This is a genomic window from Streptomyces phaeolivaceus (genome assembly GCF_009184865.1).
Lineage (GTDB): Bacteria > Actinomycetota > Actinomycetes > Streptomycetales > Streptomycetaceae > Streptomyces > Streptomyces phaeolivaceus.
In genome coordinates, this window is sequence record NZ_CP045096.1 from 1,244,135 (window position 1) to 1,270,236 (window position 26,102).

Here is a 26,102-nt window from a genome sequence, read left to right on the forward strand (position 1 = left end):
CACAAAGCGTTCGTGATCACGCAACACCGTTCGTTCACAGTGGCCCCATGACTCCAGACATCTCTGATGCCATGCGGGCGCGGAACGGACGCGCGATCCACCACCACCTGCTCTCGGCCACGGCCGGGTTCCGTGGCTGGTGGGAACGGCGCCAAGGGCACGCGCCGCCGACCAGTGATACCGACGCCCGGCCGCCGCTCGCCGATGGGCGGCAGGCCGGGCCGTCCGAGGCGGACGCGCCGGTGGTCACCGGTGCGACGCTGATGTGGCGGATGCGGACGACCGTGAAGGACGGGCCGGGCTCACTGGCCGTGCTGTGCACGGCGCTGGCGGAGCACCGGGTCGACATCCTGAGCCTCCAGACGCATCCGCTGGCCGAGGGCACGGTGGACGAGTTCCTGCTCCGGGCGCCCGAGGAGCTGTCGGCCACCGCGATCGGGCGGGCCGTGGCGGAGGCGGGCGGCTCCGAGACCTGGATCGAGCGCGGTGATGCCCACGACCTGGTGGACGCGCCGACCCGGATCCTCGGCCTGGCCACCCGTACGGCGCTGGACGCGGCGGAACTGCCGCTCGCGCTGCGGCAGTTGCTGGGCCGCTGCACCATCCGCTCGCTGCCCGCCACCGCTCCCGGCTCGGGCCGGGCTCAGGAGAGCGCCCCGGTCGAAGGGGTCCTGGAGGACACGGTGATGCGGCTGCGGGCGCCGGAGGGTGGGGTGATCACGGTGGAGCGGCCGTATCTGCCGTTCACGCCGACGGAGTTCGCGCGGGCGCGGGCCCTGGTGGAGCTGGACGCGCGGCTGGGGCCGCGGGTCCCTCGCGGCGAGGACGTGCTGACGCTGCCCGAGGGCAACGACATCACGGTGCGACGGGCCGACGGCGGGGATCTGCGGGCGGCCAGGGAGATGCACGAGCGGTGCTCCGCGCGCACGTTGAGCATGCGGTACCACGGGCCGGTCGGGGACGCCGACCGGTATCTCAAGCATCTGCTGAGCCCGCGCTTCGGGCGGACGCTCGCCGCGCAGACCGCCTCGGGCCGTCTCGTCGGGCTGGGTCACCTCCTCTGGGACGGAGACGAGACGGAGATCGCGCTGCTCGTCGAGGACGAGTGGCAGCGGCGCGGGATCGGCGGCGAGCTGCTCCGCAGGCTGGTGGACATGGCGGCCGGTACGGGCTGCGAGAACGTGTACGTGGTGACGCAGTCGTCCAACACGGGGATGGTCGCGGCGATGCGGGCGCTTGAGCTGCCGCTCGACTATCAGATCGAGGAGGGGACGCTGGTGATCACCGCGCGGCTGGACGAGGTGCGGGTGGTCGAAGCCGCGGAGGGGCGCAGTCGGGGTTGACGCTCCGTCGCCGGCTACCGGTGCGCTGTGGCCGGTCGCGGGGTTCCCCGCGCCCCTGAAGGGGCGCGGCTGCCGGCCTCTGCCCCCAGCGCGCCGTCCAGATCCGTCCACAGGTCCTCGACGTCCTCCAGGCCCACCGACATCCGCAGCAGGCGGTCGCCGACGCCCGCGCCCCGGCGGTCCGTCTCGCCGACGACGCGGTGGCTGATGGAGGCCGGGTGCTGGATCAGGGAGTCCACGCTGCCGAGGCTCACCGCCGGGGTGATCAGACGGACGGCGGCGATGACCTCTTGGGGGTCGCCGTGGACCTCGAAGGCGATCATGGCGCCGCCGATGCGCGGGTAGTGGACGCGGGCGACGCGCGGGTCGGCGGCGAGGCGGCGGACGAGGTCCGCGGCGGTCGCCGAGGCCGCGCGGACCCGGACCGGGAGGGTGGACAGACCGCGCGGCAGGAGGTAACCGGCGAGCGGGTGGAGGATCCCGCCGGTGGCGAAGCGGATCTGGCGCAGCCGCCCGGCGAACTCCTCGTCGCAGGCCACGACCCCGGCCATGACGTCACCGTGCCCGCCGAGGTACTTGGTGGCGCTGTGCAGGACGAGCCGGGCGCCCTGTTCGACGGGGCGTTGCAGCACGGGCGTGGCGAAGGTGTTGTCCGCGAGCAGCGGGACCGAGCCGCAGGCGTGGGCGAGGGCGCGGAGGTCGAGTTCGGCGAGGGTCCGGTTGGCCGGGGACTCGACCAGCACCAGGCCCGTGTCGGGGCGCAGCGCGTCCGTGACCCCGGCCGGGTCGACCCAGGTGACCTCGGTGCCGAGCAGCCCGGCGGTGAGCAGATGGTCGCCGCAGCCGTACAGCGGTCGTACGGCGACGACATGGCGCAGGCCCATCGAGGCGCGGACCAGGAGGACGGCGCTCAGGGCGGCCATGCCGCTGGCGAAGGCGACCGCGCTCCCGGTGCCTTCGAGGCGGGCGAGTGCGGTCTCGAAGCGGGCGGCGGTCGGGTTGCCGAGCACGCTTGTAGCTCGATCGTATGGTCGTCACCTTGCTGGCTTGCGGCAGCCGGTGAGGGGCGGGATAGCGTTGCTGCGCGACCTGGGACGCCGGGTGCGGTGCCGGCGTGCGGGGCCCCTGTTCCACCAGTGAGATGGTTCAGGGCCTCCCGTCGCCTCTGGCCGCATCTACTGGCCAGGTCGTGAGGGACTCCGCCCACTCGGCTCGGACCATGGACAGGATCCGTGTCACCGCCCGAGATGCGAAAGCGGACGACCGGTGCGCCCAAGACCGTTCGGGGCGTGCCGGTGAACCGGATCACCCCCGGCGCGCCGCCAAGGAACGGTAGGTGGTCGACAGGTCGGCGGTCTTCGGCCGGGCGGGTCGACGCCCGGCGTGCACGGCCTCGGTGGCTTGTCCACCAGGCCGCGCCGCTTGGGCGTGATCCTCACCCATCAGCTGCACCTGATCCGGCCAAGCTTGGGGCGCGGGCTGGAGGCCTTGCTGTCCGTGCAGGTCAGGCCGCATCGGCGGGAGCTGGTGGGGCCGTTCGTGGAGCGGATCCGGGCGCTGCCGGAGTCGCGGACCGTCTACCACCTGACCGGGCCGGACGACTATCCCGTGCATGTCGCGGTCGCGGACATGGCGGATCTGCAGCGGCTGGTCCTGGACGGGTTCACCTCGCGGCGGGAGGTGGCGCGGGTGGAGACCCGGTTGATCTTCCAGCAGTGGGAGTGCGGGCCGCTGCTGCCGCCGGACACCGAACGGACCGCGCCGTGAGGGCTCCGGCCCGGATCACGCCATGAGCGGAATCCGGCCGACGTAAGGCTCAAGCGCCCGTCAAGCAGCTGACGTCGTCCCGCTGCCGTACCAAGATTGTCGGCATGGCTGACACCAAGAGCTTCCTGCCCCGCGAGGTCGCCGACGCGTACGTCGACGACCTCATCGCCCTCGACCCCGTGACCGGTACCTATCTGGGTGTGAAGGAGAGTTCCGGCAGGTTGCCGGACACCTCGCCGGCGGGCCAGGAGGCCCGTGCGGAGCTGATCCGGGCGACGCTCGCACGGCTCGACGAGGCGGAGCGGCAGCCGGGCGCGGACAGCGACGCCGAGCGCCGGTGCGCGCGCCTGCTGCGCGAGCGGCTGACGGCGGAGCTGGCCGTGCACGAGGCGGACGAGGGGCTGCGCGCGGTCGGCAACATGGTGACGCCGCCGCACGAGGTGCGCGAGGTCTTCACGATCACGCCCGCCGAGACCGAGGAGGACTGGGCGGCGATCGCGGAGCGGCTGCGCGCGGTGCCGACGGCGTACGCCGGTTACCGCGAGTCCCTGGCGCTGGGCCTGGAGCGCAAGCTGTACGCGGGCCCGCGTCCGACGGCGACCTTCATCGGCCAGCTCACCGAGTGGGCGGACACGGACGGTTCGGGCCGCGGCTGGTTCGAGGACTTCGCCGCCGCCGGGCCTCAGGCGCTGCGCGCCGAGCTGGACGAGGCCGCGCGCGGCGCGACCAGGGCCGTGGTGGAGCTGCGGGACTGGATGCGTGACGTGTACGCCCCGGAGGTCGCGGACGCGCCGAACACGACGGGCCGGGAGCGGTACGGCAGGCTGGTCCGCTACTTCACGGGCTCGGACCTGGACCTCGACGAGGCGTACGGGTACGGCTGGGCCGAGTTCCACCGGCTGTTCGGCGAGATGAGGAAGGAGGCCGCGAAGATCCTGCCCGACGCCGGGACGCCGTGGGTGGCGCTGGCGCATCTGGACGAGCACGGGCGGCACATCGAGGGCGTCGACGAGGTCCGTGAGTGGCTGCAGTCGCTGATGGACGAGGCGATCGAGGCGCTGGACGGCACCCACTTCGACCTCGCCGAGCCGGTCCGCAGGGTCGAGTCGTGCATCGCCCCGCCCGGCGGCGCGGCGGCCCCGTACTACTCGGCCCCGACCGAGGACTTCTCCCGCCCCGGCCGCACCTGGCTGCCGACGATGGGCGCGACCCGTTTCCCCGTGTACGACCTGGTCTCCACCTGGTACCACGAGGGCGTTCCCGGCCATCACCTCCAGCTGGCGCAGTGGGTGTACGTCAAGGACGACCTGTCCCGCTACCAGGCCACGATCGGCGGGGTGAGCGCCAACGCCGAGGGCTGGGCCCTGTACGCGGAGCGGCTCATGGACGAGCTGGGCTTCCTCAAGGACGCCGAGGAGCGGCTCGGTTATCTGGACGCGCAGATGATGCGCGCGGCCCGGGTGATCGTCGACATCGGTATGCATCTGGAGCTGGAGATCCCGGCGGACTCGCCGTTCCACCCGGGCGAGCGCTGGACCGTCGAACTGGCCCAGGAGTTCTTCGGCGCCCACAGCAGCCGCCCGGCGGACTTCGTGGAGAGCGAGCTGACCCGCTATCTGACGATGCCGGGCCAGGCCATCGGCTACAAGCTCGGCGAACGCGCCTGGCTGCTGGGCCGGGAGAACGCGAAGCGGCGCCACGGCGACGCCTTCGACGCCAAGGCGTGGCACATGGCCGCGCTCTCCCAGGGGTCCCTGGGCCTGGACGACCTGGTGGACGAGCTGTCCCGGCTGTGATCCGGGCCGGCCGGGCCCACCGCCGTCCTCGGTCCGGCCCGGCCGCCGCACCGGTCCGGGCGGCCGGAAGCCGCGGAGCCCCTCAGCCCGTCAGGGGGCTCACCCGGACGAGGCCGAGCCAGGTCTCCGGTCCCGTCGAGACATGGGCGGCGCGCACCCCGTAGCGGCCGGGGGCCAGCTCCACCCGTATGTGGTCCGTGTCCGTGAACGCGCGGCCGGGCCAGGCGGCGTCGAACAGGACGACCGGACCGGGCACCCGCCACTCCGCCTCCGGCTCCCAGACGGCGGAGGCGAGCGCCGCCGGGACGTCCGCGAGGAGTTCGGCCTCCGAGTCGGCCGCGTACCAGCGGACGAAGGTGCCGTGCTCGGGGAGGTAGGCGGTGGAGGCGGGTTCATGGCCGAGGACCAGGGCGCGGGTGTCGCCGACCGGCAGCAGGCCCACGTATCCGTCGACGTCACAGGCCCGGTCGTAGTCGGACGACGTCTCGTCGCCGTCGGCTCCGGCCCAGAACGACAGCACCGCCTCCGGCAACGCTATGAGCGGTCCGCCGCTCGACTCCACCCACCGCACCGCACCGGGCACCACCACCGTATCCGCGTATCCAGCCATGCCCAGAAGCTACACGGCGACCGCGCGGCCGAACTCGCCGCCCCCGAGCCCTTCTTGACAGCCTGTCAACACCCGCAGTCCGCGGTGTTCACCGGCGTGGTCAGCGGGTCGGCCGCGCGCTTCGCCGCGCCCTCCCAGGTCTCGTGGGCGAGGCCCTCGCGCGCCCAGTACTCGAAGCCGCCGAGCATCTCCTTGACCTGGAAGCCGAGTTCGGCGAGGGCGAGGGCGGCGCGGGTCCCGCCGTTGCAGGCGGGGCCCCAGCAGTAGGTGACGACCGGCACGGACCTGTCGAGCAGCTTCTCGGCAAGTTCGGGGATCAGCGCGGTGGGGAGGTGGACCGCGCCCGGGATGTGGCCCTGCTCCCAGGACTCGGTGGAGCGGGAGTCGAGGACGGCGAAGCCGGGGTCGCCGTCGGCGGCGAGGGCGGCGGCCACGTCGGAGACATCGGTGTGGAAGACGAGACTGGCCCGGAAGTACGCGGCGGCCTCGGCCGGAGCGGCGGGGGCGACCCGCAGGACGGAGTTGACGGCGGAAGTGGTGGTAGCGGCGGTGCCGGTGACGCTCATGAGCTGGCCTTTCCCTCGTGGAAGCCCTTGTTTCCCTGACCGGAAATCTACGAGCGTTGATCGACTTCCTGAAGGGGCGATCCACGGCTCGACTCTTGATCGGCCGGGGATTCCCCTGCTATCCATCGGGAATGACCGCGAATCCCCCGTACGATCCCGACTCCACCGACTGGCGCGTCCTGGAGGTCCTCCAGCGCGAGGGCCGGGCCAGCTTCGCCGAACTCGCCCGTGCCGTGTCGATGTCGCCGAGCGCCGTGACCGAGCGGGTGCGGCGGCTGGAGGAGGCGGGCGTCATCCAGGGGTACGCGGCCGTCGTGGACCCGGAGCGGCTGGGGCTGCCGATCCTGGCGTTCGTGCGCCTGCGCTACCCCAACGGGAACTACAAGCCCTTCCACGACCTGGTCTCCGTCACGCCCGAGATCCTGGAGGCGCATCACGTCACGGGCGACGACTGCTTCGTGATCAAGGTCGCCGCCCGTTCGATGCGCCATCTGGAGGAGGTGTCGGGCAAGATCGGCGCCCTGGGATCGGTGACGACGAGCGTCGTCTACTCCTCCCCGCTCCCCCGCAGGCCCCTGGGTCACTGATCCCACCGGGGTCAGTGACCGCGCTGCCGTACCACCGAGCCCGTCCGCTCCTTGACGACCTCCAGCTGGGCGTGGACGCGTCGCCGCAGGTCGGCGACATGGCTGACGATGCCGACGCTGCGGTCGCGTTCGCGCAGCGCGTCGAGGACGTCGAGGACCTCGTCGAGTGTCTGGTCGTCGAGGCTGCCGAACCCCTCGTCGATGAAGAGGGTGTCGAGGCGTACGCCACCGGCCTCGTCGGTGACGACGTCGGCGAGACCGAGGGCGAGCGCGAGGGAGGCGAAGAACGTCTCGCCGCCGGAGAGCGTGGCCGTGTCCCGCTCCCGCCCGGTCCAGGCGTCGACGACATGCAGCCCGAGCCCGCTGCGGCCACGGCCGGCCCGGTCGTCGGAGTGGACGAGGGTGTAGCGGCCGGACGACATGCGCTGGAGGCGTACGGTCGCGGCGGCGGCGACCTGTTCCAGGCGGGCGGCGAGGACGTACGCCTCCAGGCGCATCCGGCGCTCGTTGTCGGCGGAGGTGCCGGCCGCGAGCCCCGCCATCCGGGCGACGCGGTCGTACTCCTCGCGCAGCGGCGCCAGTCGGCGTACGGAGGCGGTGGCCCGTGCGGACAGCCCGTCCAGTTCGGCGCGGCGGCGCTCGGCGGCGTCCCACGCGGAGACGGTGTCCTGGAGCCGCCGGGCGGCGGCCGTGGCGGACCGCTCGGCGCTCGCGAGGTCGGCGGGCGGCAGCTGTGCCGCGGCGGCCGTCTCCGCCTCGGCGAGCACGGCCCGCACCGCCGCCTCCTCCGACTGCCGGGCGTCGAGGCGGTGTTGGAGGTCGCGGTGGGCGGCGTCGTCGAGGACGGCGGCGGCAGCGGCGGCCGGGGTGTCGAACCCGGCGCGGAAGGCCGCGTCGGCGAGGCGGGCGTCGGCGTCCTTGAGCCGCTGCGCGGTGTCGTCGGCCGCCCGTACGGCCTCGGCGGCCTCGGTGAGCAGCGCGGCCGTCCGCTCCAGCTCGGCGGCGCGCGCGGCCACGCTCTCGGCCTCGCCCCGGGCCTGCGTCAACTCTGCTTCCAGGGCTGTCTGTTCGCGCTCCAGCGCGTCCCGTCGGGTGTCGCGGGACGCGGCGCGCACCGCCGCCTCCTGCCGGGCGGCGATCCGCCGGTCCCGCTCCCGCTCGGCGTGCGCCAGGGCTTCCCGCGCGGGATGCAGCCCGGAGGCACCGTGCCGCGCCTGCGTGTACGCGTCCTCCAACTCGGCCGCCAGCTCGGCGAGTCGATCGGTGGGCGTGTCACCGGCCTCGGCGCTCGCGGCGGCCAACGCCCGCTGGACGAGCCCGAGTCGCCGCTCCGCCCCGGCACGCTCCTCGTCGGCCCGCTGGAAGTCGGCGAGCGCCCGCTCCTCCGCCTCCCGGTCCACGTGTCCGGCGACCTTCCGGGCCGGCTCGGGGTGTTCCGTGCCGCCGCAGACGGCGCACGGCCGCCCCTCGACGAGTGCGGCGGCGAGTTCCGCCGCGATGCCCGACAGTCGCTGGTCCTTGAGGTCCAGCCAGTGCGCGCGGGCCTCGACCGCTCGCTCGGCCAGCCGGAGCACGCGCGCCTGGGCGTCGTCGGTGTCCCGGCCGAGCTGATCCCGCTGCCGGGCGGCCCCGAGCCGTTTCTCGGCGGGTTCCCGCCGCTCGGCGAGCTGTTCGGCGCGGGTGGCGGCCTCCTGGGCGGACTCGATCCGGGCCCGCAGCCGCGCCTGGGTGGTCTCCCACTCGGCCAGCCAGTCGCCGGTGTCCTGGAGGACGTCCGTGTCGGCGCGCGCCTCGTCGGCCAACTCCGCCCGCTCGGTGAGGAGTACGGCGAGCCGTCGTTCCGCCCGGCGGGCCGACTCCAGACCGCCCAGCTCCTGCGACATCCCGCGGGCGGCGGTGGCGAGCCCGGCGGCACCGGCGTCGGCGTACGCGCGCGGCAGCCCGGCACGCGCGCGGGTGTTCTCCTCACTCGCCCACCGGTGTTCGCGCTCGGCCTCCTCGCGCAGTTCCAGCGCGGGCACCACCGCCTCCGCCTTGCGGCCACGCTCCATCCGCGCCCGGTCCTCCCGGTGGGCCTCTGCCCGCTCCTCCAGCAGCGCGGCACCCTCCCGGGCCTCCACGAACCGCCTTTGCAGCCGCGCCACTTCGCGTACGTCGTCCAGGACGTGGTCGGCGGCGGCCCGCGCCGACTCGGCGGCGGCGCGCGCGCAGTGGGCGATGGTGAGCCGTTCACGGGCGGTGCTGCGGGCGACGGCGGCCCAGCCCAGCACGGTGCCGGCGAGGCCCGGGTCGCCGGGGGTCAGTTCGGGAAGCTCCGGGGCGTCCCCCGCCGCCTGCTGCATGCGGTGGGCGTCGGCGAGCAGGTCCGCGTCGCCCTCGCGCACCCGCGCCTCGGTCGCCCGGCGCCGGTCGGCGAGCCGCTTCTCGACGGCGGCGAAGTGGTGGGTGTCGAAGAGCCGGCCGAGCAGCCGGCCCCGGGACTCGGCGTCGGCGCGCAGGAACCGCGCGAAGTCGCCCTGCGGCAACAGCACGACCTGGCAGAACTGCTCCCGGCTCATCCCCAGGACCTGGGTGATCTCCTCACCGATCTCCTGGTGCGAGCGGCTGAGGTCCTTCCAGGAGGCAGCGACCGCGTCGTACTCGCGCAGCCAGGTCTGTCCCTTGTCGAGTGTGGTGCCCTCGCCGCGCTTCTTGGGACGCTCCCAGGGCGGCTGCCGGGTGATCTCCAACCGGCGCCCGGCGACGGTGAGTTCGAGCCGGACCTCGGTGCGTGTCGTGGGCGCCGCGTGGTCACTGCGCAGGGTCATGCCCTGACCGCTCTGCCGTGCGCCGGGCACCGAGCCGTACAGCGCGTAGCAGACGGCGTCCAGGACCGACGTCTTCCCTGCGCCGGTCGGACCGTGCAGCAGGAAGAGCCCGGCCGCCGAGAGAGCGTCGAAGTCGACGGACTGGGCACCGCCGAAGGGCCCGAAGGCGGTGATGTCGAGCCGGTGCAACCTCATCGCACACCTGCCGCAACGGCTCGCCGGGCCGCCCGGAGGGCCCAGCGCCCGACGGAAGCCGATCGCCTCGCCGTCATCGCACGACCTCTCGGAGCGTGTCGTCGGCCCGTACGGCGTCGAACGCGTCTCTGAGGACGGTCCGTTCGTGTTCGTCGGGTCCGGTGCCGCCGCGGACATGGGCCACGAAGTCCTCGGCGATCTGCTGGTCGTCACGGCCGGCGAGGCGCCGGGCGTAGGAGATGTCGGGGTCGCCGGGGGCGCGCTCGGGGTCGAAGGCGAGGCTGAGCGTGTGCGGGAAGCGTTCGCAGAGCCGGGCCATGGGCTCGGCGGGCCGGACCGGGTCGGTGAGCGTGGCCTCGACCCAGGCTTCCTCGTGCCTGGCCAGCTCCGGGTCGGCGAGCAGGTCGTCCAGCCGCCCCCGGATCCGGGCGAGGGGGCGTGGGACGGGGCAGTCGATCCGCTCGGCGTCCACCGAGCCGTCGGCGCCGAGGTCCACCAGCCACATGCTCTTGCGGTGGTCGGCCTCGGAGAAGGAGTACGGCAGCGGGGAGCCGGAGTAGCGGACGCGGTCGGTGAGGGTCTGGCTGCCGTGCAGATGACCCAGCGCCACATAGTCGACGCCGTCGAAGACCCCGGCCGGCACGGAGGAGACGCCGCCGACGGAGATGTCCCGCTCGCTGTCGCTGGGCGCGCCGCCGGTGACGAAGGCATGGGCCAGGACGACGGAACGGGTGCCCTCCGCGCGCGTGGCCAGATCCGTGCGGACCCGGTCCATGGCGGCGGTGAGCACCGCCTCGTGGCCCGCCTTCTCCACTCCGAACTCGTCCTTCACCAGGGCGGGTTCGAGATACGGCAGCCCGTAGAAGGCGACCTCGCCGTGGGCGTCCGGCAGCATCACCGGGGTCCCGGCCGCCGAGGCCGCGGTCCGCAGATGGATGCCGGCCCGGCCGATGAGGCCCGCGCCGACGCCGAGCCGCCGCGCCGAGTCGTGGTTCCCGGAGATCATCACCGTGGGCACGTCCAGTTCGGCCAGTCGGTGCAGGGCCTCGTCGAACAGCTCGACGGCGGCCAGCGCGGGCACCGCCCGGTCGTACACGTCCCCCGACACGACCACCGCGTCCACGTCGCGCTCCCGCACGGTCGTGACCAGATGCCCGATGAACTCGGCCTGCGCGCCGAGCATGTTCACCCGGTGGAACGCCCGACCGAGATGCCAGTCGGAAGTGTGCAGCAGCCTCATGATCCCCGAACCTAACAGGCGGGTCGGACATCACGGGCGGCTACCGGCGAACCGACCCCGCGCACGCCGCCCGCCGCCGTGTCCCACGCGCGTGTGCCCCACGCGCGCGTGCCGCGCGACGCGGGTGAGACCCCGGTCACGTGTCCCCGTACGCCTCGCCGCCGAGTTCGAACCCGGCGGTGCCCGCGGTGGTGTCGGCGAGCCAGGCGCGGAAGGTGTCGACGTCGGCGTCGGGGAGGCCGATCTCGATGGTGACGGCCTCGCCGTAGCGCACGTCACGGACCTCGCGCCCGGTGGACCGCAGGTCGTTCTGCACCTTGCCGGCGCGCTGGTGGTCGACGGTCACCGTGGCCAGCCGGAAGCGCCGGCGCGTGAGGGTGCCGAGCTCGTCCAGTGCCTCGCCCACGGCACCGCCGTACGCCCTGATGAGGCCGCCCGCGCCGAGTTTGACCCCGCCGTAGTACCGGGTGACGACGGCGACGACGTACCGCATGTCCCGGCGGAGCAGCATCTGCAGCATGGGGACACCGGCGGTGCCGCCGGGTTCGCCGTCGTCGCCGGCCCGCTGGACGGCCGCGTCGGCGCCGATGACGTACGCGAAGCAGTTGTGCGTGGCGTCGGCGCGCTCCTTGCGGACGGCCGCGACGAAGTCCTGGGCCTCCCGCTCGGTGGCCGCCGGGGCGAGCGCGCACAGGAACCGCGAGCGGTTGACCTCGGTCTCGTGCACGCCGGCGCGGGCGACGGTGCGGTACTCGTCCTGCATCCGGCCACCCTATGCGCAGGCCGGGGCACGCCCGCGCGGGGCGTCCACCGGGGCGGTGGCCCCGCGCCGCCGCTCAGGGCTTCTTCTTCCCCCGGGCCACGATCAGGTCCGTCAGCAGTGCCGTGCCCGGGGCGAGCGCGGCCCATGTCTCGCCGTGCCAGGAGAGGAAGGCGAGCGCCGAGGTGGGGAACTTGGTCCGTATGTCGTCCAGGGTGTCGTCGAGGGCGTCGCCGGCCAGGTCGAGGACCAGTTCCTCCAGCCCCGGGTTGTGGCCGACCAGCAGCAGCGTCCTCACCTGGTCGGGGGCCTCGCGCACCACGTCGAGCAGCTCCGGCACATCGGCGGCGTACACCCGCCGGTCGTGCCGTACGGGCGGCGGTGTCCCCCACTCCGCGGCGGCCAGCTCCCAGGTCTGCCGGGCCCGTACGGCCGTGGAGCAGACGGCGAGATCGGGCAGACAGTCCGCCTCGGCGAGGGCGCGCCCGGCGGCGGGGGCGTCACGCAGACCGCGTGGCCCCAGGGGCCGTTCATGGTCGGGGACGCCCACGGGCCAGGCGGACTTGGCGTGGCGCAGGACGACGAGTCTGCGCAGGGGGCCCGCGCCGGCGCGCACGATCATGCCGTTGCTCCGATCTCACGGGTCAGCTCCAGACCGAGGAGCCGGTCCGCGTAGGCGTACGTCTCGAATCGCGCGCCGTCCGGCATGTCCCGCGCCCCCTCCACCTCGCGCAGCACGCCGAGCACCGCGCGTACGTCGAGATCGTCCTCCCAGGCGGCGCGCAGTGCCTCCCGCACGGGCTCGGGGACCGGCTTCGAGGGTCGTGTCGCCCAGGCCGCGACCGCCTTCCGCCAGTGAGCGAGCGTGTCGGCGGCCTCGGCGAGGGCGGTGGCGTCGAGCGGGACGGGGGTCCGGTGGGGGTGGGAGAGGAGAGCGAGCCGGAGGGTGGAGCCCGTCACGGCGGGCTCCCCGGCTCCGCTCACGGCGGCGACCTCGACCCTGACCTCGGCACCGGCACCGATGGGCTTCCCCGAGCCGGTCACGCGCAGCACTCGCTGCCCTCCCCTCGTCACGGTGGCCTCGCTGGGCCGGATGCCGAGGTCGTCGGCGCGCTCGCGCAGCCCGGCGGGCGGGTCGGCGACGAGGAGGACTGGGCTGCCGCCAAGTTCCAGGGCACGGGCGAGGACGTCGGCGACCAGCAGGACGCGCAGGGCCGAGGTGTCGTCCTCCGACACATCGGCATGGACCCGGGTGAGCGCCCTGCGGATCTCGGCGGGCTCGCCGGTCCGGGCGTCGGTGATACGCAGCACGGGCTGAGCGTAGGCGCGGGAGGCGCCGAACGCAGTGCGGAGGACGGCATTTCCGGACATCGAACCGACCTCCGGCCCCGGGAATCGCCGGACACCGCCCGCTGTTGCCGCAGGCGGGCCCCCTCACAGGGCGCCCCCACACGGCCCACCGACAAAGGAGACGGCATGTACGGCGACCCCGCCACGATCCGCACGGTCCTGACGGAACTCGGCGACACCTGGGCCGTCGTCGGCCTGTCCAACAACCGGGACCGCGCGGCGTACGGCGTCGCGCAGGTCCTCCAGCGCTTCGGCAAGCGTGTCGTCCCGGTGCACCCCAAGGCCGAGACCGTCCACGGCGAACAGGGCTACGCCTCCCTCGCCGACATCCCCTTCCCCGTGGACGTCGTCGACGTCTTCGTCAACAGCGACCTGGCGGGCCCCGTCGCCGACGAGGCCACCCGCATCGGCGCCAAGGCCGTCTGGTTCCAACTGGGCGTGATCGACGAGGAGGCATACGACCGAACCCGCGAAGCGGGCCTACACATGATCATGGACCGCTGCCCGGCGATCGAGATCCCGAGGTTGGCACAAGGCTTTTGATCTCGCAGGGGCGCGGGGAACGGCGCGAGCCCCCACCGAACCCACCGAACCCGCACCCGGCGCCCCGCCCGCCACCGTCTCCCCCTCCCCCGACACCTCACTCATGCGCCACCACAGCCACAGGCACCCCCGCATGATGAAGCACCGCGTGCACGACCGGTCCGATGTGCGCCCCCACCGGCGAATGCCGAATCCGCCGTCCGACGACCAGCAGGGAGGCGTCCCCGGACGCCTCCAGCAGATGCTCCGCCGCCTTGCCCCGGCGTGACTCCTCCACCACCTCCACGCCCGGAAACTCCCGCCGCCACGGCACCAGCACCTCCCGCAGGGTCCCGGCCTCCACCTGTCCGACGTCCGCGTCGAGATCGGCCTCCAGACCGGGCCGTTCCCGGAGGCCGGAGTGCGGCGGGGGACGCCAGTCGTGGAGGATCCGCAACGATGCCGTCCGCGCCACCGCCGCCTCGAACGCGAACCGGATCAGCGTGTGATCCGGCTGCACGGTGTCCAGCCCGAGCACGACGGGCCGGAACGGCCCCCCGACACCCGGATCCCCGGCCGGTCCCGGCGCGTGCTCGTCCCCGGCCGGCCCCGGTATGTGTTCGTCCGCGGCCTGCTCCCCGGCCCGGACGAGGACGACCGGCCGCTCGGTGTGCGCGACCACGTGCATGCCCACGGAGCCCAGCAGAAACCCGGCGAGGCCGCTCAGCCCCCGGGAACCGAGAACCAGCAGTTCCCCGCCGTGCGCCACCCCCACGAGTTCCTCGCTCGCCCGGCCCGTCAGCTGCTCCACACGCACGTCGACGCCGGAGTGCCGCAGCCGAATCCCGTCGGCCGCGTCCCTCAGCACCTTCCCGACGCCCGTGTCACCCCACGCGCTGCGCCCCACGGCGTCCGGGATCTCCACCACCGTGGGCGGACCCGTGCCCGGCCCCAGCACCGGCTCCCGCCCCATCGGCTCGGGCACCGGCTCCCAGACGTTGACCAACCGCAGCGGCAGCGCGCGGAGGCGGGCCTCCCGGGCCGCCCACTCGGCGGCGGCCAGGCTCTCGCGCGAACCGTCGATGCCCACGGTGACGGTGCGGAACATGGGCGCACCTCCTGACGTCGAGGTCTGTTTCCAGCATCGCCGCAGGGCGGCCGATCCGCAGGGCCGGGAGTCGGACCATGGCGGGAATCGGCTCCGTCGCGCGTCACACCGGCAGCAGGCGCGTCACCAGCTCCCCGAGCCGCCGTGCGTTCCGGCAGGCGTGCATGTCGACGATCTCGGCGTAGACATGGGCGGCGGAGTCCCCCGTCCCCCACTGCTCCGGCGACTCGGGGTTCAGCCAGTGGACGCGGCGGGCGCGGGCCACGATCCGTCCCAGGGCCGCCCCGTTGGGATCGAAGCCGTTGGTGCGGGCGTCCCCGAGGACGATCACCGACGTGCGGGGGCCCACGGCGTCGAGGTGACGCTCGGCGAACTCCCCGAGCGCGGCCCCGTAGTCACTGCTGCCGTGCCAGCCGGAGACCGCCGCCTCGGTGGCGATCCGGCGGGCGAGTTCGGCGGGGTCGGCCTCACCGTTGGTGACCAGGCCGGTTACCTCGTCGACGCGGTTGACGAACGCGTACACCCGCACCTTGCTGAACTGGTCCCGCATCGCCTGCACCAGGAGCATCGTGAAGTGGGCGAACCCGGCGACCGAGCCGGACACATCGCAGAGCAGCACGATCTCCGGGCGGGCGGGCCGGTGCCGCCGGTAGACGGGGCGCAGCGGCACCCCTCCCGTGGACAGCGAGCGCCGGAGCGTACGCCGGATGTCGATCTGGCCGCGCGCCGCCCGACGCCGCCGGGCGGCCAGCCGGGTCGCGAGCTTTCGGGCCAACGGCTGGACGGTACGGCGGAGTTCGACGAGCTGTTCCCGGCTCGCGATCAGGAAGTCGACCTGGTCCGCGCCGGGCGCGATGCCCCGCGCGGCGATCATCTCCGCTCCCCGGCGCTCGGCGACCCGTCGCCGCGCCTCGGTACGCACCCGGTTCCGGAACTCCTCGATACGGCGCCTGACTTCGTCGGCGTCCAGCCGATCCGTGAACCCACCCGCGCCGAGTCTCGAACCACCACCGGCCCCGGCCTCCCGCGCGTCCGCCAGAATCCGTGCCAACAGCGTCTGCGGCCGGAGGCGGTCCAGCGTCTGATGGGCGGACCAGCCGTCCGAGCCGGGGGAGCCGTAACGGCCGAGGAGGTCCACGGCCTCGGCCGCGAGCCGGCCGAGCGCGACCGTGTCGTTCGCGGCCAGCGCCTCGGCGAGCCGGTCGCGCAGTTCGTCCCGGTCCCCGGCCGAGGCCCCCCGCGCGCCCGTCAACTCCCCCACGCCGAGCGGGAAGTACAGCTCGAAGGCGGTGTCGAACACGGCACGCTGCCGGTCGGCGCGCAGCAGCGCCGCCGCGAGCCCTTCCCGGATCCGCTCCCGGTCGGCGAGGCCCAGCACCTCCAGCACGGCCGCCGCGTCCACGGTCTCACCGGGCCCGATCCGTATCCCGTGGCCGCGCAACGCCCGTACGAACGCGGTCAGCCGGTCGGCCAGCGGCGAGCCCGAACCCGTACGCACGTCAGTCACGTCAGTCACGTCAGTCACGTCACGCGCATCACCAGCCCCGGTGTTCACGTCAACGTCAGCTTCCGCGTGGCCTTCTCGATGTCGTCCTGGTGTTTGAGGATCACGCCGAGGCTGTCCCGTACGACGGTCTCGTCGAGGGTGTCGGCGCCGAGGGCCAGCAGGGTGCGGGCCCAGTCGATGGTCTCGGCGACGGAGGGAGCCTTGCGCAGCTCCATCGCGCGCAGCGCGCCGACCACGCGGACGAGGGAGTCGGCGAGGGTGTCGTCCAGGCCCGGCACCCTCAGCCGTACGATCCGGCGCTCCAGCTCGGCGTCGGGGAAGTCGAGATGGAGGAAGAGGCAGCGGCGGCGCAGGGCCTCGGAGAGTTCCCGGGTGGCGTTCGAGGTGAGGACGGTGAAGGGGCGCCGGGTGGCGGTGATCGTACCCAGCTCCGGGACGGTGACCTGGAAGTCGCTGAGCACCTCCAGCAGGAGCCCTTCGACCTCGACGTCCGCCTTGTCGGTCTCGTCGATGAGGAGCACGGTCGGCTCGTCGCCCCGGATGGCGGTCAGCAGGGGGCGGGTGAGCAGGAACTCGTCGCTGAAGATGTCGGTGCGGGCGTCGTCCCAGGCCTCGTCGCGTCCGGCGGTGATGCGCAGCAGTTGCTTGGCGTGGTTCCACTCGTACAGGGCGCGGGACTCGTCGATGCCCTCGTAGCACTGGAGGCGGACCAGGCGGGCGGCGCCGACCCGGGCGACGGCCTTGGCCAGCTCGGTCTTGCCGACGCCCGCCGGGCCTTCCACCAGCAGCGGCTTGCCGAGCCGGTCGGCGAGGAAGACGGTGGTGGCGACGGCCGTCGAGGCGAGGTATCCCGCGTCGGCGAGCCGGGCGAGGACATCGTCCACGGAGGCGAAGAAGCCGGTACCGACGGCTTCCGGCCGCTCGCGGGCCTCACTCGCGACGCCACCCCCGCCCCCGTCCGTGTACCCGTCCCTGTCCCCGTCCACGGACTCGTAGGTCATGTGCCCTCCCCATGGCCCTGTGTGCGAGGCCGGTCCCCGACAACCACCGACAAGTTACCAAGCGGTCGCTTTGACTGTCGCCGGCTTCACGCTTCACACTTCACGCCCCCACGACCAGCCGCTCCACCAGATCCCCCCACCCGCGCTCCAGCCGTTCGAGGGACATCCCCCGCCGCTCCACCAGGTGGTCGACGAGGCCGATGTCCAGATACCCCAGCAGGGTCTGCGCCAGCAGTTCGAGGTCGCCCGTCGCCCCCGCGCGGCGCAGCAGCATGCACAGATGGCCCAGGCGGAGCTGGGTCGCGGGGCTGGTGTGGCGCCGGGAGAGGTCCGCGCGGGCGGCGAGGTAGAGATCGCGGTGGCCGTACTCGTGGCGGATGACGGCGGCGCCGAAGGCCCGGAGCCGCTCGACGGGCGGCGCGTCGGGGCCGAGGGGCGGCGGGCCGCTCAGGAACGCGGCCTGGAGCTCCCGCTCCTGGTGGTCGAGGAGCGCGACCATGAGCCCGAAGCGGTCGCCGAACCGCCGGAAGACTGTGCCCTTGCCCACTTCGGCGGCGGTCGCCACGGCCTCCATGGTCAGATTCGCGGCCCCGCAGTCCGCCGCGAGCCGGGCGGCGACCTCCAGCAGCCGGGTGCGGTTGCGGGCCGCGTCCGCGCGCAGTCGTGGCTGGTCGGAGGCGGTCGGGGCGAGGTTCAGCAGTCCGTCGAGGGGGTCGGGTTCCTGAGGCGCCGGGAAGGGCGGCAGCGACTCTTTCATGAAGGGAGCGTAACGCTCACCACAGACAAGTGGACCCCGGTCCGGATAGGTGCTACAAATTTCAACGGACCCCGGTCCGCTTAGCTGTCCCCACTGGACCCGGGCCTGAACAGTCTTTCCCCACGTGCACATCCTTGCTAGGAGTCAGCTCATGTCCGTACGCATCCTCGCGCTCGTCGGCAGCCTGCGCGCCGGTTCGCACAACCGTCAGCTCGCCGAGGCCGCCGTGAAGCACGCCCCCGAGGGCGTCGAGATCGAGCTGTACGAGGGTCTGGCCGAGGTCCCGTTCTACAACGAGGACATCGACAACGAGGCCGCCCTCCCGGCCACCGCCGCCCGGCTGCGCGAGACCGCCGGCCAGGCCGACGGCTTCCTGCTCTTCTCCCCCGAGTACAACGGCACCATCCCGGCCGTCCTGAAGAACGCCATCGACTGGCTGTCCCGCCCGTACGGCGCCGGTTCCTTCACCGGCAAGCCGGCCGCCGTGGTCGGCACCGCGTTCGGCCAGTTCGGCGGTGTGTGGGCGCAGGACGAGACCCGCAAGGCCGTCGGCATCGCCGGCGCCACGGTCCTGGAGGACGCCAAGCTCTCCATCCCCGGCTCCGTCGTCCGCTTCGCCGAGACCCACCCGGCCGACGACGCCGAGGTCGTCACCGGTCTGACCCAGGTCCTGAAGCAGCTGACCTCCCAGGCGGGCACCGCCGCCGCCTGATCCGGCCCTCAGCCGTGTCTCGCCGGGTCCCGGGCCACATGCCCGGGGCCCGGCGTCGACGTTCCGGGGCCGCCGCTCAGGCGGTGCCCCCCAGCCCCTCCACCACCACGGCGTTCGGCAGCTCCGCGAACGCCTTCCCCGGCACCAGCAGCTTGCCGCGCCGCCGTCCGCTGCCGACCAGGACGTACGGCAGGTCGACGACGGCCGAGTCCACCAGGACCGGCCACGACGCGGGCAGCCCCACGGGCGTGATGCCGCCGTACTCCATCCCGGTCTCGCCGACGGCGGTGTCCATCGACGCGAACGAGGCCTTGCGGGCGCCGACCCGGCGGCGGACCACGCCGTTGACGTCGACGCGGGTGGTGGAGAGCACGACACACGCCGCCAGACTCGACTCACCGCCCCGCTTGCCCGCGACGACCACGCAGTTCGCGGACCGTTCGAGCAGCTCCTGCCCGTAGTGCTGGACGAAGACGGCCGTGTCCGCCCAGGCCGGGTCCGTCTCGACGTAGAGGATCTGATCGGCGGGCACGCTGCCGGACCAGTCGCGTACGGCGTCGGCGACCGGGCCGACGAGGTCGTCGAGGCAGTCGGGGGCGGGGGTGGCGTGGTCGAAGTCTCCGATGGGTGCGCGCATGGGCCGCACGGTAACAAAGGCCCGGGGAGGGCCGGTTCGGTGTCTCAGTGCCGCACGGGAGGCACCGACACCGTCAGCACCAGCTCCGTCGGTACGTCCCCCCGATTCGCGTACTCGTGGGCCGCGTTGGCCTCGAAGGTGACGCTCGCGCCGGCCGGGACGCGGTACTCGGTGCCCTCCACGGTGAGGGTCAGCTCGCCCGCCGTGACATGCGCGATCTCGACGGTGCCCACGGGGTGCGGGTCCGACCCGCTGCCCTCCCCCGGCATCAGCAGCCAGTTCCACATCTCCAGCGGGCCGGGCGCCTCCGTACCGGCCAGCAGCTTGCTGTAGCTGCCCGCCTCGGTGTGCCACAGCCGGACAACCTGCTCGGCGGGGACGATCCGGACCTTGGGCCCCTGCTCGTAGTCGAGGAGCGTGGTGATGCTGACGCCGAGCGCGTCACCGATCTTGACGACCGTGCCGATACTGGGGTTGGTGCGGGCCTGCTCGATCTGGATGAGCATGCCCCGGCTGACTCCGGCACGGGCCGCGAGCGTGTCCAGGGTGAACCCCCGCTCGGTGCGCCAGCGCTTCACGTTCCGCGCCAGGGACTGGGTCAGCAGGTCGAGATCCGACACATTCCGTCCAATATTCTCAATGGCAGAGTTCAGTGCGATGCACCAGGAGCACCCACTCTACTGGGCGGCGCCCGGCTCTCAGGCGGACTCCCCCGCCCCCTCCGCGTCCCACTCGGCGAGCGCCAGCAGCTGCTCCGGCGTGACCCCGTCGGGGATGGGCACGGGCGCGGGCGTCCGGATCGGCGGCTGCCAGCCCTCCACCGGGTCCCACCGGCGTACGACCCGCGCGGGTGCTCCGGCGACCACCGAGTGGTCCGGTACCACCCCGCGCACGACCGCTCCGGCGGCGACCACCACGTTCCGCCCGATCCGCGCCCCCGGCAGGATCACCGCGCCGGTGCCGATCCAGCATCCGGGGCCGATCGACACCGGGTCCATCCGGGGCCACTGCTTGCCGATCGGCTCGTGCGGATCGTCGTAGGAGTGGTTCGTGGACGTCACATAGACATACGGCCCGAAGTAGCAGTCGCTGCCGATGGTGACGGCGGTGTCGGCGATGACATGGCTGCCGCGTCCGAGGACGACGCCGTCGCCGATGCGCAGGATCGGTTCCGCGCCGAGGTCGAGGTCGGGCATCAGCCCGGCGGTCAGCGTGACCTGCTCGCCGATGATGCAGTGGGAGCCCAGCCGGATCCACGGCTCGCCGAAGACCGTGCCGAGCGGGAAGGCCAGTCTGGTACCGGTTCCCATCGCGCCGAACCGGAAGCGGCCGGGCCGCTCGGCGGTCACGGACCCCGTGCGCCGCAGCCACGCCCAGCCCGCGTGGACGGCCCGCTGCACTAGGCGGCTCCGCCAGGACGAGAACGTGTTCTTGCTCTTCGGCACCCGCTCACCGTACTCACCGGGCGGCACACCCATGACGTCGTACGGCTGTGATCTTCACCCCACGCGAGGCCCGCGCCATGGCTTACGGTGCGGGTGAGCACTGATCTTCATCCAGCATCTGGAGGCGGCGATGAACCGGCAGCGGGCCCTGATCACGACGTTCGGCGGCAGGAAGCCGGACGTGGAGGAGGCGGCGTTCGTCTCCCCCACGTCGGTGGTGATCGGCGACGTGACGCTGCGGCCGGGGTCGAGCGTCTGGTACGGGGCGGTGCTGCGGGCCGAGTTCGAGCCGATCGTGATCGGCGTGGACGCCAACGTCCAGGACAACTGCACGCTGCATGTCGACCCCGGGTTCCCGGTCTCGATCGGTGAGCGGGTGTCGATCGGGCACAACGCGGTGGTGCACGGGGCGACCGTCGAGGACGACTGTCTGATCGGGATGGGCGCGACCGTGCTGAACGGCGCGGTGATCGGCGCGGGGTCGCTGGTGGCCGCCCAGGCGCTGGTGCCGCAGGGTATGCGGGTGCCGCCCGGGTCGCTGGTGGCGGGGGTGCCGGCGAAGGTGAAGCGGCCCCTCACCGACGAGGAGCGGGAGCTGGTGACCTTGAACGGGACGCACTACACGGAGTTGGCCGTGGCGCACCGGGCGGCGCAGGAGGAGTACGGCGCGTAGCGGTCCGCAGGCCGTGTGCGGCTGATCGCGCCCACGCGGCGGAGCCGCACGTCGATACGGCCCCGCGCCCCTTGACCGGCCCTAGTCCCCGGCGGTGACCAGGTACCCCTCCGCCACCTCCGCCTTTTCCGCCGCCTTCTTCGCCTTGCGCTTGATCACCAGCATCGAGGTGACGCCGATCAGGACCGCCAGGACCAGGCCCAGCCAGGAGAAGCGCTTGAGCCATGCCTCGGCGACGACACCGACGTAGTAGATGACGGCGGTGGTGCCGCCGGCCCAGAGGATGCCGCCGAGGACGTTGGCGACGGCGAAGCGCCAGTAAGGCATCTGCAGGACGCCGGCGAGGGGCCCGGCGAAGATGCGCAGCAGGGCGATGAAGCGGCCGAAGAAGACGGCCCACATGCCCCAGCGGTCGAAGGAGCGCTCGGCGACGGCGATGTTGCTCTCGCTGAAGTGCTTGGGGAACCTTCGGCTGAGCTTGGCCAGCAGGGGGCGCCCGCCCTTGCGGCCGATGGCGTAGCCGATGGAGTCACCGATGATCGCGCCGGCGGTGGCGCAGGCGCCGAGGACCACCGGGTCGATCTCGCCGTGCTGGGAGGCGAGCAGCGCGGAGGAGACCAGGATGATCTCGCCCGGCAGCGGGATGCCCAGGCTCTCCAGGCCGATGACCAGCCCCACCAGCAGATAGATGGCGAGCGGAGGCACTGTTTCGAGCCACTCCTGGACGTGCAAAGCCGGTTCCTCCCGTGTAACGGAGCAAGTAGCGGATCAAGGGTGAGGGTCCCGCGCGCTGCCGCGGTGTCCGGCGCGCGCCCACGACGGGGCGCGCGCCGGGGCATCCTACCCGCTTACTTCGACGGCGACGGAGTCCTACGGGTTGTCCCACAGGTCGCATCGGTGCTCACCGTGCACGGTCGTGCTCAGCACGTTGCCGCCCTCGCCGGCGGTCCGGAGGGTGAGGACCTCGCCGCCCCCGGCCGGGATCGCGGGCTGACCGGCCGACCGGGGCACCCCGTCCCGGACGAAGGAACCCCAGTAGTCGGTCATCTGCCGGGAGAGCCGTCGCTGCTCGGCGTCGAGCGGCGACTCCAGTCCGAAGTGACGGAAGAGGTACTGCACCTCGTTGACATGGGTCGCGCCGAAGTCGAAGTCGGTGCCCAGGGCGCGGAGCGAGGCGAAGGGCGGGGAGGTGCGGTCGGCGAACTCGTACGCGTACACCGGGCCGCGTCCGGCGAGGGTCCGGTTCAGCCGCAGCGCGGAGCAGGCGAAGAGCTGGTCGCCCTGGGCGGTGGCGTAGGCGAGGGTGGGCGAGGCGTGGGCGGAGAGCGGGTAGCGGTCGAGGGCGCGGTCGCCGAACTCGGTGCGCATGACGACCGGGTAGCGCTCGGCGGTGAGCGGGGCGCCGGAGCCGTCGAAGCGGCCGAAGGCGAAGAGGCGGCCCTCGTCCTGGTTGGCGCCGTTGAGGACGGGCACCCCGGCCGCCGCGCCCTCGGCGTACGCCCTGGCCGGCTGTACGGGCAGGAACGCGCCGCCGACGACGGGGCCCCAGTTCAGCCCGGCCTGGGCGGCGAGGATCTCCTCGGCCGGTCTGGCGCGCAGACAGGCCGTGTCCGCGCAGTCCAGCCTGGCGAGGAAGGTCCTTCCCTGGGCCGTCGCCGCCTCATGGGTGCGGGCCGCGCAGTCGCCGTACGCGCCGCTCTGCACGATCCCGGCCCGGAACAGGCCCTTCCCGGTCGGTGAGGCCAGCTGGGTGCAGACCGACCGGCCGCCCGCGGACTCGCCGGCGACGGTGACCCGGCCCGGATCGCCGCCGAAGCGGCCGATGTTGGCCCGGACCCAGCGGAGGGCGGCCTGCTGGTCGAGCATCCCGAAGTTGCCGGAGACACCGTCCCGCGACTCGGCGTCGAGGTCGGCCGTGGCGAGGAAACCCATGGCGCCGAGGCGGTAGTTGACGGTCACGACGACCGTGCCGGTACGGCGGGCGAAGGCGTCCGGCACGACGTCCTCACCGGCACCGGCGGTCAGCCCGCCGCCGTGCAGCCAGACCATGACCGGCCGGCGGTCGCCGCCCCTCGGGGCGTACACGTTCAGGTCCAGACAGTCCTCGGTGTGGGCCGGTTGCTCGTAGCCGGGGTCCCAACTCGCGGTCTGCGCGCATCTGTCGCCGAACTCACGGGCCTCCCGCACCCCTTGCCAGGGGCGGACGGGCCGGGGCTCGGTCCAGCGGAGGTCTCCGACGGGCGGCTGGGCGTAGGGGATGCCGAGGAACTGCCGTCCCTCGGCGGTGGTTTCGCCGCGGACCCAGCCGGAGCCGGTGCGGACGAGGGGCGGGGGCGGGGACTCCGCCCGCGCCGGCGCGGGGGTGAGCAGGGCGGCGGCGAGGGCGGCGGCCAGGGCTGTCACCGCCGCGCCCAGCCGTCTGGGACGCGGGGCGGCCGATCGCCGGGACACGGTTGCTGACATGAGCCGTCACTCCTTCGTGCGGGCCGTCGAGGGGGACGCCGCGGTGAACGTCGTGGCGCACGTCCGGCGCCTGTGTCGGCGGGGACGCTAGAGCCGAAGGTGACTCGTGTCAATTGCATGAACAAGCCGCCCGCACCGCGCTTTCAGGACATCGGTGGGGCGGCGCGACGCGCCGTGGGTCAGGAATTGGGGCGCAGGGTCCAGACGACGGTCATCTCGCCCGTCACGGCGCCGTCGCCGCGCCGGATGACGATGGTGACGGGGAACTCGGGGCGCTGCCCGGCGTCGAGTTCGGCGACGACCTCGGCGACGGGGCGGCCGAGCGTGGCGGTGGCCGTGACGGGGCCCATCGCGAGCTTCTTGTACGCGATCTCGGCGCTGACCGCGAGGGGCACCGCACGGGAGAGCTGGTCCCCGAACGCGGCGAGCACGATCGTCCCGCTCGCCGTCTCGCCCAGCGTGAACATCGCGCCCGCGTGCGGCCCGCCCACGTGGTTGTGGAACTCGCCCTGGTCCGGCAGTGCCACCACGGCCTTCTCCGGCGTGGTCTCCAGGAACTCCAGGTTCAGGGTCCTGGCCATCGGCACCGTGGCGGCGAGCATCTCGCCGATCGACATCTGGTCTGCGCTCACGGCGCGATGTTACCCACGAGTAGCCATTTCTGGCCAGGGGTGCCGGGGCGAGGGACGAGGGGCGCCGGGTCAAAAGTCGTCCGACCCCGGCGTTTTGGAGCCGTTCGTCCCGACTGCAAAGGCGCTTCATGGGCTCCCGTGGCACCCCGCCCCCCGGCGCATCTATGGTTACGAGCCATGTGGCCAGGACAGCAGCAGCCGCCCGGGGGCGAGCACCAACCGCAGCAGCCGAATCCGTACCAGCAGCAGGGGTACGGCCAGTCGGGACAGCAGGGACAGCAGGGACAGTCGGGATACCAACAGCCGGGGTACCAGCAACCCAACCCCTACCAGCAGCCCGGATACCAGTCGACGGGCCAGCACGCCCCGTACGGGCAGCAGCCTCAGTGGGGTGCGCAGGGACCCGCGGGCCCTCCGGTGCCGCCGGGCGGAGGCGGCGGCAACCGGACGAAGCTGATCGCGATCGTCGCGGCCACGGCCGTCGTCGTGGCGGCCGGAGTGACGGGCTTCCTGGTCCTCGGGAGCGACGGCGACAAGGACGACTCCAAGACCCGGTCCGCGTCCTCGGGCTCCCCGTCGCCGACCGCGTCCGAGAGCACCGAGGACAACCCGCGCGGTGAGGACGCCGGGGCGAAGCCGACCGTCGAGGGCTGGAAGGTCGTCGTCAACCCCAAGTGGGGTACGGCCTTCGACGTGCCCGCCGAGTGGGACGTGGGGTCGCCCGACACCTTCATCGGGTTCGAGGACGACGAGAAGGGCGACGGGTCGGTCCTCATCGGCATGTCGGCACCCGCCGTCCTCAAGGAGGAGTGGTGCACGTCCGACGACGACAAGGACGGCAACGAGGAGTCGAGTTCCCTCGCCGCCGTGGGTACCAAGGGCCAGCAGGGCGCCAAGGGCACCGAGGACATCGCCCGCAACGACTCGGCGTGGTGGGTCTTCGGCGGCTACACCGACCAGAAGGACGCCTCCAAGAAGAAGATGACCATCGGCAAGGCCGAGGCGTACACCACGGCGTCGGGCGTCGAGGGCAGTGTCGCGACCACGTACTCGAAGGGTGTCGCCAAGAAGAGCAAGTGCGACTCCGACGGCAAGGCGACCACGTTCGCGTTCAAGAACTCGGCCGGTGACTACGTCTCCTGGACGTTCCACGGCCACAAGGGCGTCACCGACGAGGTCCCGGACGCGACGGTCCAGAAGATCCTCAGCACGGTACGGCTGTACGGCGAGCCGACAGGCGGCTGAGCCACCGCCGGGCGCCGGGGCGGCCGTCCCGGCCTGGCGTGATCCCGCCGTGTCCGCTGCGAAAACGGTTTGGCAGGTACGGGTGGGGCGGCGACAGTCGGCGCGTGACGACTCCCGCCGCCTTCCGTCGCCGTCCCGCCTGGGCGGTCGCAACCACACCCTGCTGACGGCGGCCGCGGTCGTCACCAACCTGGGCAGCCACGGCGCCCTGATCGCGGCCGCGTTCGCGGTCCTGGAGGCGGGCGGCGACGGCGGGGACGTCGGTCTGGTCGCGGCGGCGCGCACCCTGCCGCTGGTGCTGTTCCTGCTGATCGGCGGCGCGCTCGCGGACCGTCTGCCCCGGCACCGGGTGATGGTCGCGGCCAACACCCTCAACTGT

General features: G+C 73.2%; 25 protein-coding genes and 2 pseudogenes. 9 read left to right on the plus strand and 18 right to left on the minus strand.

The window, feature by feature from the left end; all coding sequences use genetic code 11:
- The first annotated feature begins 47 nt into the window (after positions 1 to 47).
- On the plus strand, positions 48 to 1,343 hold the full coding sequence (locus F9278_RS05935) for a GNAT family N-acetyltransferase (RefSeq protein ID WP_152167321.1): 1,296 nt from the start codon (positions 48 to 50) through the stop codon (positions 1,341 to 1,343).
- A 14-nt stretch (positions 1,344 to 1,357) separates the two neighbouring features.
- Here the strand turns inward: F9278_RS05935 and F9278_RS05940 are convergent, their stop codons facing one another.
- Complete coding sequence (locus F9278_RS05940) at positions 1,358 to 2,353, minus strand: trans-sulfuration enzyme family protein (RefSeq protein WP_226966652.1); 996 nt, start codon at positions 2,351 to 2,353, stop codon at positions 1,358 to 1,360.
- Between the two features lie 397 nt (positions 2,354 to 2,750).
- On the opposite strand from F9278_RS05940, the pseudogene F9278_RS05945 reads away from it, so the two are divergent.
- Together F9278_RS05945 and F9278_RS05950 are read left to right on the plus strand one after the other, a co-directional pair.
- Positions 2,751 to 3,110 (plus strand): annotated as a pseudogene (locus tag F9278_RS05945) (Lrp/AsnC family transcriptional regulator); the annotation flags it as partial.
- A 104-nt stretch (positions 3,111 to 3,214) separates the two neighbouring features.
- Positions 3,215 to 4,906, plus strand: a complete 1,692-nt coding sequence (locus tag F9278_RS05950) for a DUF885 domain-containing protein (protein ID WP_152167322.1) — start codon at positions 3,215 to 3,217, stop codon at positions 4,904 to 4,906.
- An 82-nt stretch (positions 4,907 to 4,988) separates the two neighbouring features.
- Here F9278_RS05950 and F9278_RS05955 read toward each other — a convergent pair whose 3' ends face one another.
- Together F9278_RS05955 and F9278_RS05960 are read right to left on the minus strand one after the other, a co-directional pair.
- Positions 4,989 to 5,516 carry an immunity 21 family protein gene (locus F9278_RS05955; protein WP_152167323.1) on the minus strand — a complete coding sequence of 176 codons (528 nt, stop codon included), beginning with the start codon at positions 5,514 to 5,516 and terminating at the stop codon, positions 4,989 to 4,991.
- A gap of 65 nt (positions 5,517 to 5,581) precedes the next feature.
- Complete coding sequence (locus F9278_RS05960; protein ID WP_152167324.1) at positions 5,582 to 6,082, minus strand: rhodanese-like domain-containing protein; 501 nt, start codon at positions 6,080 to 6,082, stop codon at positions 5,582 to 5,584.
- Between the two features lie 131 nt (positions 6,083 to 6,213).
- On the opposite strand from F9278_RS05960, the gene F9278_RS05965 reads away from it, so the two are divergent.
- Positions 6,214 to 6,669: an Lrp/AsnC family transcriptional regulator gene (locus F9278_RS05965; protein ID WP_152167325.1), complete on the plus strand. Its 456-nt coding sequence runs from the start codon at positions 6,214 to 6,216 to the stop codon at positions 6,667 to 6,669.
- Positions 6,670 to 6,680: 11 nt separating this feature from the next.
- Here F9278_RS05965 and F9278_RS05970 read toward each other — a convergent pair whose 3' ends face one another.
- The 5 genes from F9278_RS05970 to F9278_RS05990 all read right to left on the minus strand — a co-directional run bounded on the left by F9278_RS05970 (position 6,681) and on the right by F9278_RS05990 (position 12,982).
- Positions 6,681 to 9,671 carry an AAA family ATPase gene (locus F9278_RS05970; protein ID WP_152167326.1) on the minus strand — a complete coding sequence of 997 codons (2,991 nt, stop codon included), beginning with the start codon at positions 9,669 to 9,671 and terminating at the stop codon, positions 6,681 to 6,683.
- A gap of 73 nt (positions 9,672 to 9,744) precedes the next feature.
- Entirely contained in the window at positions 9,745 to 10,911 is a 1,167-nt protein-coding gene (locus F9278_RS05975) for an exonuclease SbcCD subunit D (protein WP_152167327.1), read from the minus strand.
- 136 nt (positions 10,912 to 11,047) lie between these two features.
- Positions 11,048 to 11,674 (minus strand): YigZ family protein, encoded by a 627-nt coding sequence (locus tag F9278_RS05980; protein ID WP_152167328.1) that lies wholly within the window; start codon positions 11,672 to 11,674, stop codon positions 11,048 to 11,050.
- Positions 11,675 to 11,747: 73 nt separating this feature from the next.
- Positions 11,748 to 12,293 carry a SixA phosphatase family protein gene (locus F9278_RS05985; RefSeq protein ID WP_152167329.1) on the minus strand — a complete coding sequence of 182 codons (546 nt, stop codon included), beginning with the start codon at positions 12,291 to 12,293 and terminating at the stop codon, positions 11,748 to 11,750.
- Positions 12,290 to 12,982, minus strand: coding sequence for a hypothetical protein (locus F9278_RS05990; RefSeq protein WP_226966653.1), 693 nt, complete (start codon positions 12,980 to 12,982; stop codon positions 12,290 to 12,292). The genes F9278_RS05985 and F9278_RS05990 overlap by 4 nt, the downstream gene beginning before the upstream one ends.
- Positions 12,983 to 13,147: 165 nt before the next feature.
- Between F9278_RS05990 and F9278_RS05995 the strand changes: the two genes are divergently transcribed.
- Positions 13,148 to 13,564 carry a CoA-binding protein gene (locus tag F9278_RS05995; RefSeq protein WP_152167331.1) on the plus strand — a complete coding sequence of 139 codons (417 nt, stop codon included), beginning with the start codon at positions 13,148 to 13,150 and terminating at the stop codon, positions 13,562 to 13,564.
- A gap of 97 nt (positions 13,565 to 13,661) precedes the next feature.
- On the opposite strand, the gene F9278_RS06005 is transcribed toward F9278_RS05995, so the two are convergent.
- The 4 genes from F9278_RS06005 to F9278_RS06020 form a co-directional block, all read right to left on the minus strand.
- Positions 13,662 to 14,651: a universal stress protein gene (locus F9278_RS06005; RefSeq protein WP_152167332.1), complete on the minus strand. Its 990-nt coding sequence runs from the start codon at positions 14,649 to 14,651 to the stop codon at positions 13,662 to 13,664.
- A 103-nt stretch (positions 14,652 to 14,754) separates the two neighbouring features.
- Positions 14,755 to 16,167, minus strand: coding sequence for a vWA domain-containing protein (locus tag F9278_RS06010; RefSeq protein WP_404818860.1), 1,413 nt, complete (start codon positions 16,165 to 16,167; stop codon positions 14,755 to 14,757).
- 35 nt (positions 16,168 to 16,202) lie between these two features.
- Complete coding sequence (locus F9278_RS06015; protein WP_226966654.1) at positions 16,203 to 17,159, minus strand: AAA family ATPase; 957 nt, start codon at positions 17,157 to 17,159, stop codon at positions 16,203 to 16,205.
- A gap of 100 nt (positions 17,160 to 17,259) precedes the next feature.
- On the minus strand, positions 17,260 to 17,916 hold the full coding sequence (locus F9278_RS06020) for a TetR/AcrR family transcriptional regulator (protein ID WP_152167333.1): 657 nt from the start codon (positions 17,914 to 17,916) through the stop codon (positions 17,260 to 17,262).
- 151 nt (positions 17,917 to 18,067) lie between these two features.
- On the opposite strand from F9278_RS06020, the gene F9278_RS06025 reads away from it, so the two are divergent.
- Positions 18,068 to 18,628: an NAD(P)H-dependent oxidoreductase gene (locus F9278_RS06025; protein WP_152167334.1), complete on the plus strand. Its 561-nt coding sequence runs from the start codon at positions 18,068 to 18,070 to the stop codon at positions 18,626 to 18,628.
- Between the two features lie 76 nt (positions 18,629 to 18,704).
- Here the strand turns inward: F9278_RS06025 and F9278_RS06030 are convergent, their stop codons facing one another.
- The 3 genes from F9278_RS06030 to F9278_RS06040 all read right to left on the minus strand — a co-directional run bounded on the left by F9278_RS06030 (position 18,705) and on the right by F9278_RS06040 (position 20,743).
- Positions 18,705 to 19,265: a YbaK/EbsC family protein gene (locus tag F9278_RS06030; protein WP_152167335.1), complete on the minus strand. Its 561-nt coding sequence runs from the start codon at positions 19,263 to 19,265 to the stop codon at positions 18,705 to 18,707.
- Positions 19,266 to 19,309: 44 nt separating this feature from the next.
- Positions 19,310 to 19,885 carry a helix-turn-helix domain-containing protein gene (locus tag F9278_RS06035; RefSeq protein WP_152167336.1) on the minus strand — a complete coding sequence of 192 codons (576 nt, stop codon included), beginning with the start codon at positions 19,883 to 19,885 and terminating at the stop codon, positions 19,310 to 19,312.
- 78 nt (positions 19,886 to 19,963) lie between these two features.
- Positions 19,964 to 20,743 (minus strand): acyltransferase, encoded by a 780-nt coding sequence (locus tag F9278_RS06040; protein ID WP_152167337.1) that lies wholly within the window; start codon positions 20,741 to 20,743, stop codon positions 19,964 to 19,966.
- A gap of 97 nt (positions 20,744 to 20,840) precedes the next feature.
- Here F9278_RS06040 and F9278_RS06045 point away from each other — a divergent pair, with 97 nt between their 5' ends.
- On the plus strand, positions 20,841 to 21,383 hold the full coding sequence (locus tag F9278_RS06045; protein WP_152167338.1) for a gamma carbonic anhydrase family protein: 543 nt from the start codon (positions 20,841 to 20,843) through the stop codon (positions 21,381 to 21,383).
- An 81-nt stretch (positions 21,384 to 21,464) separates the two neighbouring features.
- Here F9278_RS06045 and F9278_RS06050 read toward each other — a convergent pair whose 3' ends face one another.
- The 3 genes from F9278_RS06050 to F9278_RS06060 all read right to left on the minus strand — a co-directional run bounded on the left by F9278_RS06050 (position 21,465) and on the right by F9278_RS06060 (position 24,463).
- Positions 21,465 to 22,115, minus strand: coding sequence for a DedA family protein (locus F9278_RS06050; protein WP_152167339.1), 651 nt, complete (start codon positions 22,113 to 22,115; stop codon positions 21,465 to 21,467).
- Positions 22,116 to 22,253: 138 nt separating this feature from the next.
- Positions 22,254 to 23,846, minus strand: coding sequence for a carboxylesterase/lipase family protein (locus tag F9278_RS06055; RefSeq protein WP_152167340.1), 1,593 nt, complete (start codon positions 23,844 to 23,846; stop codon positions 22,254 to 22,256).
- A gap of 179 nt (positions 23,847 to 24,025) precedes the next feature.
- Positions 24,026 to 24,463, minus strand: coding sequence for a DUF4442 domain-containing protein (locus tag F9278_RS06060; RefSeq protein ID WP_152173724.1), 438 nt, complete (start codon positions 24,461 to 24,463; stop codon positions 24,026 to 24,028).
- 192 nt (positions 24,464 to 24,655) lie between these two features.
- On the opposite strand from F9278_RS06060, the gene F9278_RS06065 reads away from it, so the two are divergent.
- Together F9278_RS06065 and F9278_RS48660 are read left to right on the plus strand one after the other, a co-directional pair.
- Positions 24,656 to 25,723: a hypothetical protein gene (locus tag F9278_RS06065; protein WP_152167341.1), complete on the plus strand. Its 1,068-nt coding sequence runs from the start codon at positions 24,656 to 24,658 to the stop codon at positions 25,721 to 25,723.
- A 104-nt stretch (positions 25,724 to 25,827) separates the two neighbouring features.
- A pseudogene (locus F9278_RS48660) lies at positions 25,828 to 26,102 on the plus strand (MFS transporter); the annotation flags it as partial.

What these genes read in the sequence shown, in the direction of transcription:
- F9278_RS05935 (WP_152167321.1), top strand. Translation starts at nt 48, where the DNA reads ATGACTCCAGACATCTCTGATGCCATGCGGGCGCGGAACGGACGCGCG.
- F9278_RS05950 (WP_152167322.1), top strand. Translation starts at nt 3,215, where the DNA reads ATGGCTGACACCAAGAGCTTCCTGCCCCGCGAGGTCGCCGACGCGTAC.
- F9278_RS05955 (WP_152167323.1), bottom strand. Translation starts at nt 5,516, where the DNA reads ATGGCTGGATACGCGGATACGGTGGTGGTGCCCGGTGCGGTGCGGTGG.
- F9278_RS05960 (WP_152167324.1), bottom strand. Translation starts at nt 6,082, where the DNA reads ATGAGCGTCACCGGCACCGCCGCTACCACCACTTCCGCCGTCAACTCC.
- F9278_RS05965 (WP_152167325.1), top strand. Translation starts at nt 6,214, where the DNA reads ATGACCGCGAATCCCCCGTACGATCCCGACTCCACCGACTGGCGCGTC.
- F9278_RS05970 (WP_152167326.1), bottom strand. Translation starts at nt 9,671, where the DNA reads ATGAGGTTGCACCGGCTCGACATCACCGCCTTCGGGCCCTTCGGCGGT.
- F9278_RS05975 (WP_152167327.1), bottom strand. Translation starts at nt 10,911, where the DNA reads ATGAGGCTGCTGCACACTTCCGACTGGCATCTCGGTCGGGCGTTCCAC.
- F9278_RS05980 (WP_152167328.1), bottom strand. Translation starts at nt 11,674, where the DNA reads ATGCAGGACGAGTACCGCACCGTCGCCCGCGCCGGCGTGCACGAGACC.
- F9278_RS05985 (WP_152167329.1), bottom strand. Translation starts at nt 12,293, where the DNA reads ATGATCGTGCGCGCCGGCGCGGGCCCCCTGCGCAGACTCGTCGTCCTG.
- F9278_RS05995 (WP_152167331.1), top strand. Translation starts at nt 13,148, where the DNA reads ATGTACGGCGACCCCGCCACGATCCGCACGGTCCTGACGGAACTCGGC.
- F9278_RS06005 (WP_152167332.1), bottom strand. Translation starts at nt 14,651, where the DNA reads ATGTTCCGCACCGTCACCGTGGGCATCGACGGTTCGCGCGAGAGCCTG.
- F9278_RS06015 (WP_226966654.1), bottom strand. Translation starts at nt 17,159, where the DNA reads ATGACCTACGAGTCCGTGGACGGGGACAGGGACGGGTACACGGACGGG.
- F9278_RS06020 (WP_152167333.1), bottom strand. Translation starts at nt 17,916, where the DNA reads ATGAAAGAGTCGCTGCCGCCCTTCCCGGCGCCTCAGGAACCCGACCCC.
- F9278_RS06025 (WP_152167334.1), top strand. Translation starts at nt 18,068, where the DNA reads ATGTCCGTACGCATCCTCGCGCTCGTCGGCAGCCTGCGCGCCGGTTCG.
- F9278_RS06030 (WP_152167335.1), bottom strand. Translation starts at nt 19,265, where the DNA reads ATGCGCGCACCCATCGGAGACTTCGACCACGCCACCCCCGCCCCCGAC.
- F9278_RS06040 (WP_152167337.1), bottom strand. Translation starts at nt 20,743, where the DNA reads ATGGGTGTGCCGCCCGGTGAGTACGGTGAGCGGGTGCCGAAGAGCAAG.
- F9278_RS06045 (WP_152167338.1), top strand. Translation starts at nt 20,841, where the DNA reads ATGAACCGGCAGCGGGCCCTGATCACGACGTTCGGCGGCAGGAAGCCG.
- F9278_RS06055 (WP_152167340.1), bottom strand. Translation starts at nt 23,846, where the DNA reads ATGTCAGCAACCGTGTCCCGGCGATCGGCCGCCCCGCGTCCCAGACGG.
- F9278_RS06060 (WP_152173724.1), bottom strand. Translation starts at nt 24,463, where the DNA reads ATGTCGATCGGCGAGATGCTCGCCGCCACGGTGCCGATGGCCAGGACC.
- F9278_RS06065 (WP_152167341.1), top strand. Translation starts at nt 24,656, where the DNA reads ATGTGGCCAGGACAGCAGCAGCCGCCCGGGGGCGAGCACCAACCGCAG.